At 72.8% G+C, this 9,532-nt stretch carries 10 protein-coding genes and 1 tRNA gene; 8 read left to right on the forward strand and 3 right to left on the reverse strand.

What is annotated here, in order from left to right; translation table 11 throughout:
* Positions 1-122 precede the first annotated feature (122 nt).
* The 7 genes from AC2A1K_RS35045 to AC2A1K_RS35075 all read left to right on the forward strand — a co-directional run bounded on the left by AC2A1K_RS35045 (position 123) and on the right by AC2A1K_RS35075 (position 5,978).
* Positions 123-380, forward strand: a complete 258-nt coding sequence (locus AC2A1K_RS35045) for a hypothetical protein (RefSeq protein ID WP_483900974.1) — start codon at positions 123-125, stop codon at positions 378-380.
* A gap of 157 nt (positions 381-537) precedes the next feature.
* Positions 538-948, forward strand: a complete 411-nt coding sequence (locus AC2A1K_RS35050) for a WhiB family transcriptional regulator (protein ID WP_483900975.1) — start codon at positions 538-540, stop codon at positions 946-948.
* Positions 945-1,166 (forward strand): hypothetical protein, encoded by a 222-nt coding sequence (locus tag AC2A1K_RS35055; protein ID WP_483900976.1) that lies wholly within the window; start codon positions 945-947, stop codon positions 1,164-1,166. The genes AC2A1K_RS35050 and AC2A1K_RS35055 overlap by 4 nt, the downstream gene beginning before the upstream one ends.
* A complete protein-coding gene (locus AC2A1K_RS35060; protein ID WP_483900977.1) occupies positions 1,167-2,702 on the forward strand; it encodes an FtsK/SpoIIIE domain-containing protein in 1,536 nt (511 codons plus the stop codon). It begins immediately after the preceding gene.
* A 59-nt stretch (positions 2,703-2,761) separates the two neighbouring features.
* Positions 2,762-4,387, forward strand: a complete 1,626-nt coding sequence (locus AC2A1K_RS35065) for a replication initiator (RefSeq protein ID WP_483900983.1) — start codon at positions 2,762-2,764, stop codon at positions 4,385-4,387.
* Positions 4,384-4,593 carry a helix-turn-helix transcriptional regulator gene (locus AC2A1K_RS35070; protein ID WP_483900978.1) on the forward strand — a complete coding sequence of 70 codons (210 nt, stop codon included), beginning with the start codon at positions 4,384-4,386 and terminating at the stop codon, positions 4,591-4,593. Before AC2A1K_RS35065 ends, AC2A1K_RS35070 begins: the two co-directional genes overlap by 4 nt.
* A complete protein-coding gene (locus AC2A1K_RS35075; RefSeq protein WP_483900979.1) occupies positions 4,593-5,978 on the forward strand; it encodes a tyrosine-type recombinase/integrase in 1,386 nt (461 codons plus the stop codon). Before AC2A1K_RS35070 ends, AC2A1K_RS35075 begins: the two co-directional genes overlap by 1 nt.
* A 123-nt stretch (positions 5,979-6,101) precedes the next feature.
* Here AC2A1K_RS35075 and AC2A1K_RS35080 read toward each other — a convergent pair.
* Positions 6,102-6,185, reverse strand: a tRNA-Tyr gene (locus AC2A1K_RS35080).
* A gap of 108 nt (positions 6,186-6,293) precedes the next feature.
* Here AC2A1K_RS35080 and AC2A1K_RS35085 point away from each other — a divergent pair.
* Positions 6,294-6,785 (forward strand): YajQ family cyclic di-GMP-binding protein, encoded by a 492-nt coding sequence (locus tag AC2A1K_RS35085; protein ID WP_483900980.1) that lies wholly within the window; start codon positions 6,294-6,296, stop codon positions 6,783-6,785.
* 7 nt (positions 6,786-6,792) lie between these two features.
* Here the strand turns inward: AC2A1K_RS35085 and AC2A1K_RS35090 are convergent, their stop codons facing one another.
* Complete coding sequence (locus tag AC2A1K_RS35090; RefSeq protein WP_483900981.1) at positions 6,793-8,019, reverse strand: tyrosine-type recombinase/integrase; 1,227 nt, start codon at positions 8,017-8,019, stop codon at positions 6,793-6,795.
* Positions 8,019-9,404, reverse strand: a complete 1,386-nt coding sequence (locus AC2A1K_RS35095) for a replication initiator (RefSeq protein ID WP_483900982.1) — start codon at positions 9,402-9,404, stop codon at positions 8,019-8,021. Before AC2A1K_RS35095 ends, AC2A1K_RS35090 begins: the two co-directional genes overlap by 1 nt.
* Positions 9,405-9,532 lie beyond the last annotated feature (128 nt).

The raw sequence follows: 9,532 nt of genomic DNA on the forward strand, positions 1-9,532 counted from the left end.
GCAGAGCGGGGGGAACAGCAGCCTACGGCCATTGACGGCAGCTCTGATGGAAGCCATCCCCGCTCCGCCTGCACACCCGGAGCCAACACCAGCTCCGGCCGCACCTCTGAAGGTAGGGCGTGATGGCCGACGTCGAGTCGCCCGAGTCCGGGATCGCGATGACGGTCAGCGTGCACGTCCGGCCCGACGCGCGGATGGGCTTCACCGTCCACGCCGACGAGGACCGCGTGACGCTGGACGTCGACGAGCGCATCGGAAGCCGGCTGACGCTGTTCCTGCACTCCGGCGAGCTGGTCCGCCTCTCGGACTGCTTCGCCGCCGCGGTCGCGGAGCTGCTCGCGGCCCAGCACGCCATCCGCGGAGCCTGCGGCTCCGTCTGACTCGGCGCCGGGGCGGGTCCTGGCGACCAACCTCTCCCCGTCCCGGCGCCTTCGCCCCTCCGCACACGACGGTGCCGGAGCGCGCCTCCCACGGTAGTGACCGCGGGTCCCGCCGTCCCGGTCCGTCGTGTGCCTCCCGACCTCGGAAGGCACGACGATGAGTTCCCCACCTCAGACCCCGCGACCGGTCCACACGCCCGAACCGGTCCTCTCCCGCCTGCGTCGCGACGTCGGACCGGGACACGAGTTCCACAACCCGGCGACCGTCCGACTCGTGCTGCGCCGGGTCCTCTTCGACGGCGACGGACCGCCGTCCTGGCGAGAGCACGCCACCTGCGACGGCCTCGACGACCTGTTCTTCCCCGAGCCCTCCGACCCGGACGCGATCGCCACCTGCCGGGCCGTGTGCGAGTTCTGCCCCGTCCAGGCGGCGTGCCTGGACGACGTCATGAGCTGGGAGCGCTCGGGGCGACGTCACGGGGTCGTCGCCGGCCTGACGCCCGCCGAGCGGACCCGGCTGGCCCGTGAGCTGCGCGGCGAACCCGACCCGGGAGGTGCGGTCGCATGAGCACCCCGAAGGCGGAACCGATCGTGTCCGACCGCTGCGAGGTCTGCCGGGCGCGGATCGAGCGTCGCCGCAACGCACCTCGCCGCTGCCCTGACCACCTCGACCAGGCCGCGCTGTTCGACGCCGCTCCCCTGCGTCGTCGTGCGGCCACCCGCCGGGCCGTGCTCGGCACCGCTCGTTCCCCGCGCACCCGTCGTTCGTCCCCACAGGAGCCGTAGATGTTCACGCACCAGCCCTTCCGCGGCTCGACGATCCGACGTCGCGCCGACGTCCAGCGCACGGCGATCGTGCGGGAGCCCGACACCCTCTCCAGTCGTCTCGGGCTCGCCGCCGGGCGTGGTCTGTTCCGCCTGGCTCTGCTGGCGGTGTGGGCCGCCGTGATGGCGATCTGGCTGCTGGCCTACGTACCGATCCTCGGGGCCGTCGTCGCCCTGGCGGTGCTCCTCGGCGCCATGCAGGGCGTCGCCGGCTTCCTGGCGGTCCTGGCGGTGGCGCTGGCGGCCGGCGTCACGTGGTGGTGGTCGCACGGCGCCTCGTTCGATCGCCTGATCTCCTCGCGCGTGTTCAGGTTCGGCCGGCGCATCCGGTACCGGAGCGGCTTCGCCGACCTCATGGCCTCGGCCGGCCTCCAGGCACGCGACGCCTCCGCCCGTCTCGTCGTGCCCCGGCTGCTGTGGTGCCGCCTCGGTTCCCACGCCGATCTGCTGACCGTCCAGCTCTGCCCCGGCGTGACGCGAGAGGACCTCGAGGAGCGGACCGACGAGCTGCGCTCCGAGTTCCGGGCCCTCGACGTCCGGGTGCTCGCCCACCGGCGACGCGGCTGGGTGTGGCTGCGCGTGATCTGCGCGGACACGCTGATGGAGCCGACCGTGCCCCCGAGTTCGGCGCGCGCCGTCGACCTCGAAGCGCTCCCGCTCGGGCGCCGGGAGGACGGCTCGGCGTGGCGGCTGCGGCTGCTCGGGCGGCACGTCCTGATGGCCGGCGCCTCCGGCTCGGGCAAGTCGTCGATGGTCGCCGGCCTGCTGGTCGCGCTTGCGCCGGCGATCCGCGAGGGACTGGTGCGCGTCATCGGGATCGACCCGAAGGGCGGCATGGAGTTCGGCATGTACGCCGAGCTGTTCCACCTCCTGGCCGCCGACAGCGACGAACACCTCGTCGTCGGTCTGGAGGCCGCGGCCGCGCTCACCGCGCAGCGCACCCGCGAACTGCGCTCCCGAACGCGTCAGCACGTGCCGACGACCGCCGAGCCGTTCTACGTCGTCCTCGTCGACGAGGTGGCTTCCCTGACCACCTACATCGCCGATCGCGGGCTGCGCAGCCGTGCTCAGGCCGCGCTCGGGCAGCTGCTCACCAAGGGCCGCGCCCCGGGCGTCTCCGTCGTCGGGTGCGTGCAGGACCCGCGCAAGGAGGTCGTCGACCTGCGCGGGCTGTTCACCACGCGCGTCGGGCTGCGGATGACGGAGAAGGCCGAGGTCGCGATGGTCCTCGGGGACGGTGCCCGGGACCGCGGTGCCCGCTGCGACCAGATCAGCGCGCTGACGCCGGGCATCGGCTACGTGGTCGACGACGAGGACCAGACGCTCACCAAGGTCCGGTCGGTCTACGTGGACGACGAGCAGATGCGCTGGCTCGCCCGGACCTACCCGAGCCCGACCCGCGAGGACATCGGATCGGTGATACCGGTCCAGCGCGACGAGCCCGCCCCGCGCAAGAAGGCCAAGAGCGCCCGGACGAAGGGCGGTGAGTCCTCGTGACCGAGGACGGCGAGGTGGTGGTCGGCGCCAGCACGCGGGCCGAGCGGTCGGTGCTCCCGATGGCCGCCGACGTGGCCCGGGCGATGGCCGCCGAGCATGGCGTCTGCATCCGCCCGGTGGCGCTGCGACGGATCGACACCGAGACCGGCCGCACCGAGGTCGTGCCCGTCGCGTGCGGATCGACGCGGGAGGACGTCTGCGGCCCCTGCGCGGTGAAGGCCCGGACCCTGCGCATGGCTCAGTGCCGCGAGGGCTGGCACCTCGACGAGGAGCCCGACCTGTCCCCGCGCGAGCCGACCGACGAGGAGAAGAAGATCGTCGGCGCCCGGGCCGACCTCGTGGCGGCCTACCGCGCGGCCCGGGAGCGCGGTGACGACGAGACGGCCGAGGAGCTGGCGGAGCAGGTCGACGACCTCGACGAGCAGTTGCGGGCGCTCGGAGTCCGCGGCCGGCTGCCTCCCCTCGACCCGCCGGAACGGGCACCCCGCAAGCGGTCCACCCGTCGACGTCAGGACGCCCCGAACCTCCCGCGGCGGCCGGTGGAGGACCGCACCGTCGGTCAGACCTTCGGCGCCGGGCGCTACCGGCCCTCGACGTTCGTGACGTGGACGCTGGGCAGCTACGGACGGGTCCGCGAGGACGGGACGCCGGTCGACCCGGCGAGCTACGACTACCGGCGCGCGGCCCGCGACGCGGTCCACTTCGCGGCCCTGCTCGACCGGCTGTGGCAGAACACCCGGCGCTGCGTCGGGTGGGAGGTGCAGTACTTCGGGACCGTCGAACCGCAGCGCCGGGGCGCTCCGCACTTCCACGCCGCCGTCCGGGGCTCGATCTCCCGCGCCGACCTGCGCGCGATCACCGAGGCGACCTATCACCAGGTGTGGTGGCCCGCCCACGACCAGGCCGTCTACACCGCCGCCCGTCCGCCCCGGTGGGACGCGGTCCGGCGGGTGTTCACCGATCCCGACACGGGGACGGCCCTGTCCTCTTGGGACGACGCCTGCGACGCCGTCACCGAGCCCGCCCACGTCGTGCGGTTCGGGGAGCAGGTGCACGTCAAGGGCATCCTCGGCGGCACCGAGGACGCCGGTCGCCACATCGGCTACCTTACCAAGTACCTGACGAAAAGTGTCAGCCATGCGGCCGGACTGGCGGCCGCCGCCAAGGGCGAGCAGCAGGACGAGCAAGCACGGCCGGTGAGCGACCGCCAGCGCGCCCACGCCCGCCGGCTGCACGCCGAGCTGGCCACGACGCCGTGCTCGCCGCGCTGTGCGGTGTGGCTGCTCTACGGCGTGACCCCGAAGGGCGCCGGCTCTCGCACGACGCCCGGCATCTGTCGCGGCAAGGCGCACCGCGCGGAGACGCTCGGGCTCGGCGGGCGCCGGGTCCTCGTCTCGCGGAAGTGGTCGGGCAAGACGCTCGACGACCACCGCGCCGACCGGGCCGCGTTCGTTCGGCAACTGCTCGCCGACGTCGGGATCACCCCGACGACCCGGAGCACCACCGGCGACCCGTCGGTGCGCTGGGAGCCGACCCGGCCGAACGATCCGGACGTACCGGGACGCCCGGTGCTGCTCCTGGCCGCGATCGCCGAACGCCAGCGATGGCGCGCGGAGTACACCGCCGCCCAGCTCGCCGCCTCGGGAGACCTCCCGTGTTCGGCAACCGACGGAGCGGCGGCGTGAGCGCCCGGGTCCCGGCGCCGCGCCGGCCGGTGGAGAAGCTGACCGTCGAGCAGGTCTGCGACGAGCTGCAGATCGCGCGCTCGACCTTCTACCAGTGGCGCCAGCTCGGGAAGGCGCCGAAGTGCATCCGGCTCCCGAACGGCGCGATCCGCGTCCGGCGGGCCGACCTCGACGTCTGGCTCGACGGCTGCGAGGTCCCGGCCTGATGGCCCCCGAGCGAGAGACCACCCTCGACGTCCGGGTGTGGGGCGTGAAGAAGCGTGAGGGCGCCCGCGGCACGACGTACCGCGTGCGGTGGATCGTCGCCGGCCACGAGTGGCACGACTCGTTCCCGCACCCCAAGCAGGCCGACGGGTTCCGCTCGGAGCTGGTCAGCGCGATCCGGCGCGGGGAGCCGTTCGACGTGGCGACCGGCCGGCCCGTGTCATCGGCGCCCGAGGTCGCCGCGGTGACCTGGTTCGAGCTGGCGTGCGACTACGTCGACATGAAGTGGCCTCGTCAGGCCGGCAAGAGCCGGCGCGGCATCGCGGAGTCGCTGACCACGACGACGCCGGTTCTCCTGACCACCGACCGCGGCCGGCCGGACGACGACGTCCTTCGCGCCACGCTCTACGCCTGGGCCTTCAACGCGCCGGTACGCGCCGCTGGCGCGCCGGCCGACGACGAGATGGCCGCGGCGGCACGCTGGCTGGCTCACCACACGGTGCCGGTCTCGGCGCTGGCCGACACCGTGCTCGTGCGTGCCGTGCTGGACCGCTTCACGCTGCGCCTCGACGGCGCACCGGCCAGCGCAAGCACCGTGACCCGCAAGCGCGCCACGTTCTTCAACATCGTCGAGTACGCGGTGGAACGGGAGCTGCTGCCGTCCAACCCGCTGCGCACGATCCGCTGGAGCGCACCCAAGCTGGCCGACACGGTCAACCCGCGGGCCGTGGTCAACCCGGCGCAGGCACGCTCGTTGCTCGAGGCGGTGAGGGTGCAGGGCAAGGCCGGGCCCGCGCTGGTCGGGTTCTTCGCCGCGATCTACTACGCCGCCCTCCGCCCGGCCGAGGCCGTGGAGCTTCGCCGCGACGCGCTGACGCTGCCTGAGAAGGGTTGGGGCGAGCTGTACCTCACCGGCTCTGCCCCGGAGACCGGCCGCGCGTGGACCGGCCTACCGACCCGCCGGGAGCCGCGCGGGCTCAAGCACCGCGGCCGTCAGGACGTGCGGATCGTGCCCTGTCCCCCGCCGCTGGTTCGGCTGCTGCGGGACCACATCGACAGCTTCGGCGTCGACCGGCAGGGCCGGCTGTTCCGCGGTGCGCGCGGTGGCCCGCTCGCCGGCAGCGTCTACCAGCGGGTCTGGCGCGACGCCCGGGAGAAGGCTCTGACGGCCTCCGAGGTCGCCTCACCCCTCGCGCGCCGGCCCTACGACCTGCGCCACGCCGCCGTGTCGACCTGGCTGAACTCCGGCGTTCCCGCGCCACAGGTCGCCGAGTGGGCCGGCCACAGCGTGAACGTGCTCCTTCGCGTGTACGCGAAGTGCATCGTCGGCCAGGAGGACGAGGCGCGACGCCGGATCACCGAGGCGCTGGGCGAGGACCCTTCATGATCGATCTGTCCGTGCATCGTCCGTGGACACCGGCGCACGACCGGTCACAGCCGGACGGAGCCGAACATGCCCGCGATCATGAAAATGGCCCGTCTCCCCTGCTCAGAGGGGTGACGGGCCTGGTGGTGGCGGGTGAAGGATTCGAACCTTCGAAGCTTTCGCGACGGATTTACAGTCCGCTCCCTTTGGCCACTCGGGCAACCCGCCAGGGTGTGCCATCCCCGGGGACGGCGTCGGGAAGACTACAGACAGGGGCTCCGCGACCGTGCAGGCGGGGCCCGACGAGTGTCAGCCGACCCGTCAGGGAGGACGATCATGGCGAACCCATCGTTCGACGTCGTGAGCAAGGTCGACCGCCAGGAGGTCGACAACGCCCTCAACCAGGCGAGCAAGGAGCTCTCGCAGCGGTTCGACTTCCGCGGGACGGGCGCCGACGTGACCTGGGCGGGCGAGGAGGCGATCACCATCAGCGCCGAGACCGAGGAGCGCTGCACCGCGGCGATCGACGTCTTCAAGGAGAAACTGATCAAGCGCGGCATCTCGCTGAAGGCCTTCGACGTCGGCGAGCCGGCGATCTCGGGCAAGACCTACAAGGTCACCGGCTCCCTGGTGCAGGGGATCAGCAAGGACAAGGGCAAGGAGATCTCCAAGGTCATCCGCGACGAGGGCCCGAAGGGCATCCAGGCCCAGATGCAGGACGACCAGCTCCGCGTCACCGGCAAGAAGAAGGACGACCTCCAGACCGTCATCTCGCTGCTCAAGGAGCGCGACTTCGAGATCGCGCTGCAGTTCACGAACTACCGCTGACACAGCCCTACTGACCTGGGGTTTTGTCGTCGAAACCCGCCTCGGGTACAGGTCGGGTACAGCCGAGTGCCCCGTCGACCAGGCTCCGGGTCTGGTCGACGGCGTCGGGCCAGTAGCCGACGTAGGTGTTGAGCGTGATCGTCGGCGTCGTGTGGCCCATGGCGAGCTGCACCGTCTTGACGTTGGCGCCGCCGAAGATCAGGACCGTGGCGAAGTAGTGCCGTAGGTCGCGCAACCCGAAGCCTTTCGGGAGCCCGGCGGCCTCCACGGCGGGGCGCCAGATGTACGACCAATCGGCGCGGTGGATCGGGCGCCCGTCCTCGCGGGTGAAGACGAGGGCGGCCCGGCGCCGGGTGGGTCGGCGGGCGTCGGTCTCGTCGTCCAGCTCGACGCCGGCCACCGGGTAGACGTCGAGGTGGCGCCGCAGAGCGTCGGCAACGACGGCCGGGACTTCGTTGGTGCGCGTGCTGGTCTTGGTCTTGGGCGGCGCGAGGTACGGGCGCCGGCCGCTGGTCACCGAGAGCTGACGACGGACGTGGACCTCCCGGGCGTCGAGGTCGAGTTCGTCGCGCTCGAGGCCGAAGACCTCGCCGGCCCGCCATCCGCAGCCGGCCGCGAGGTAGACGATGGCCCGGTACATCTCGGGCAGCGCGTCGGCCAGGGCGTGGACCTGGGCCGGCGTCGCAATCGTGTACCGGGCGTCGGGTATCTCGGGGAGCCGGACGCCGACGCAGGGCGAGGACCCGATGAGCTTGTCGGCCACGGCGGACCGGAACAGCGGGACGAGGGTGCCGAAGTAGACCGTCGCGAGGGTGCTCGGTTCCAGGTGCTGCGCGCGGTCCTTCACCCAGCCCCGCAGGTGCGAGGGGCGCACGGCCGCGAGCTGCATGGAGCCGAGGACCGGGACGACGTGCCGGCGGATCGTCCGCTCGGTCCGCTCGGCGGTGCTGCCGCGGTGGAGCAGGGTCTTGCGCCACTGCTCGGCGTACTCGGTGACGGTGATACGCCCGGCGCGCGGGTCGATGTACAGGCCGCGGTGGATGTCGGCCTGGGTGGCGGCGTCGCGGCGGTCGGCGTCGGCGCGGCGGTCGAACAGCTCGGTGCGGGTCTGACCGGTCTCGGGGTCGGTCCACCGGACCCGCCACCGCTTCCCGCGTCCGTAGCGCTGGGTGCGGAGGCGTTCGCCGGTGGCGGGGTCGCGCTTGCGGGAGAGCCAGAGGTCGTCGACAGCCATCACGGGCCCCACTCGGGTGGTCCGGCGTCGTCCTGGCCGTCGAGGTTGGCGCGGGCGAGGTGGGCTTCGGCGTAGAGGGCGGCCATGACGCGTTCGGCGTCGTTGCGGTAGCCGACGCCGGTGAAGGTCCAGTCCCCGACGACGGTGATGGTGGTGTCGTCGTCGATCCCGAGGGCGGCGCGGTGCTCGTCGAGCCGCCAGGCGGCGCGGACCTGACGGAGCGCGGTGAAGGTGGTGGAGTAGCGCCGCGACTTGGTCAGGAAGTGGCCCCGGAACCCGAGCATGTGGGCCCACTTGCGCAGGTTCAGGTGGGCGAGCTCGTCGATGCCACCGAGGCGCCACGCGGTGCGCATCAGGGTCTTGGCGTGCTCGGGGGCATCGAGGGTCTCGATGTGCTCGACCGAGCGCAGCGGCCGGTCCGCACCGGAGGTGAGGCCGGTGCCCTTGGTGGCGTACTTGGCGACGTAGCCGGCGGTGCGCCGCTCGTGCCAGCCTCCGGCGTCGAGCTCGGCGGTGGTGATCGGGGCGATGTCGACCTGGGAGCCCCAGCCGAGTTCGTGGCCGCCGAGGGCGTCGGTCTCCGGGAGGGTCACGGCCGTGGTGGCGGCGGCGTGGCCGATCACCGCGGCGAGGGTGTCCGTGTCGACGCAGGATGGGGGCGGCGTCTCAGGGCCGTCGGGCCCGTCGAGTCGGACGACGGCGTGGAAGTGGACCAGTCCGCGGCGTTGGTACTCGGCGACCTTGGTGTAGGAGACCCGCAGGTGCTCGCGCAGCCGGGAACGTGGCAGCCCGAGACGCCGCGCGAGTTCGCGGGCGACGGTGATGGTGAACCGGCGCCACAGTTCGGGGGCGTGGGCCTGCCAGAGCACCGACCCGACCCAGTCGTAGGTGTCCGGGTCCAGCGGCGCCCCCAACTGCCCGTCGTAGGGGCTGTGAGTGGCCCCGCAGCCACACCGGCGAGCCAGCCCGGCGGCGGTGGTGGAGTGGGAGTGCACGCGCCCGAACGAGGGCGCGGTCAGGGTGACGAGCAGTTGGGGGTGGTCGGTGACGGTGTCGGGGACGCCTTTGCCGCCGGCCATCCCGGCGTGCACGAGGTGGTAGGTGTCGTGGGCGTAGTGCGCCGAGCAGGACTCGCACACCGCCGCGCGGCGGTTCTTGCACGGCACGAACACCCGCCCGTGCGTCTCGTTGAGCACCGTCCCGCCGGTCTCGACAAGCGAGGTGGTCCCGACCAGCCGGACCGGCTTGGCGCAGCCCCGGGCGGCCTGGACCTTCTCCGACCACGCCCCGAAGTCCCGCCTTGCCAGCAGCGCCGAAAGATCGGCCGGGACGGTTCCGGCCATGACCTGCTCGGTGAACGCGGACAGCGTCGGGGTCGCGGTCATCGCGCGGGCGGCAGCCGCAGCGGCAACAGCTCCTCGCCGGCCCGAGACTCGGAATGCTGGGACGGCCCGAACAGCTCGGCCGGGCAGGCCATGTCGAGGGCCTGGTGCGGGCGGGAGCAGTTGTAGTC

This window comes from Actinomycetospora sp. 2LY8.5 (genome assembly GCF_057180585.1).

What these genes read in the sequence shown, in the direction of transcription:
- AC2A1K_RS35045 (WP_483900974.1), top strand. Translation starts at nt 123, where the DNA reads ATGGCCGACGTCGAGTCGCCCGAGTCCGGGATCGCGATGACGGTCAGC.
- AC2A1K_RS35050 (WP_483900975.1), top strand. Translation starts at nt 538, where the DNA reads ATGAGTTCCCCACCTCAGACCCCGCGACCGGTCCACACGCCCGAACCG.
- AC2A1K_RS35055 (WP_483900976.1), top strand. Translation starts at nt 945, where the DNA reads ATGAGCACCCCGAAGGCGGAACCGATCGTGTCCGACCGCTGCGAGGTC.
- AC2A1K_RS35060 (WP_483900977.1), top strand. Translation starts at nt 1,167, where the DNA reads ATGTTCACGCACCAGCCCTTCCGCGGCTCGACGATCCGACGTCGCGCC.
- AC2A1K_RS35065 (WP_483900983.1), top strand. Translation starts at nt 2,762, where the DNA reads ATGGCCGCCGACGTGGCCCGGGCGATGGCCGCCGAGCATGGCGTCTGC.
- AC2A1K_RS35075 (WP_483900979.1), top strand. Translation starts at nt 4,593, where the DNA reads ATGGCCCCCGAGCGAGAGACCACCCTCGACGTCCGGGTGTGGGGCGTG.
- AC2A1K_RS35085 (WP_483900980.1), top strand. Translation starts at nt 6,294, where the DNA reads ATGGCGAACCCATCGTTCGACGTCGTGAGCAAGGTCGACCGCCAGGAG.
- AC2A1K_RS35090 (WP_483900981.1), bottom strand. Translation starts at nt 8,019, where the DNA reads ATGGCTGTCGACGACCTCTGGCTCTCCCGCAAGCGCGACCCCGCCACC.
- AC2A1K_RS35095 (WP_483900982.1), bottom strand. Translation starts at nt 9,404, where the DNA reads ATGACCGCGACCCCGACGCTGTCCGCGTTCACCGAGCAGGTCATGGCC.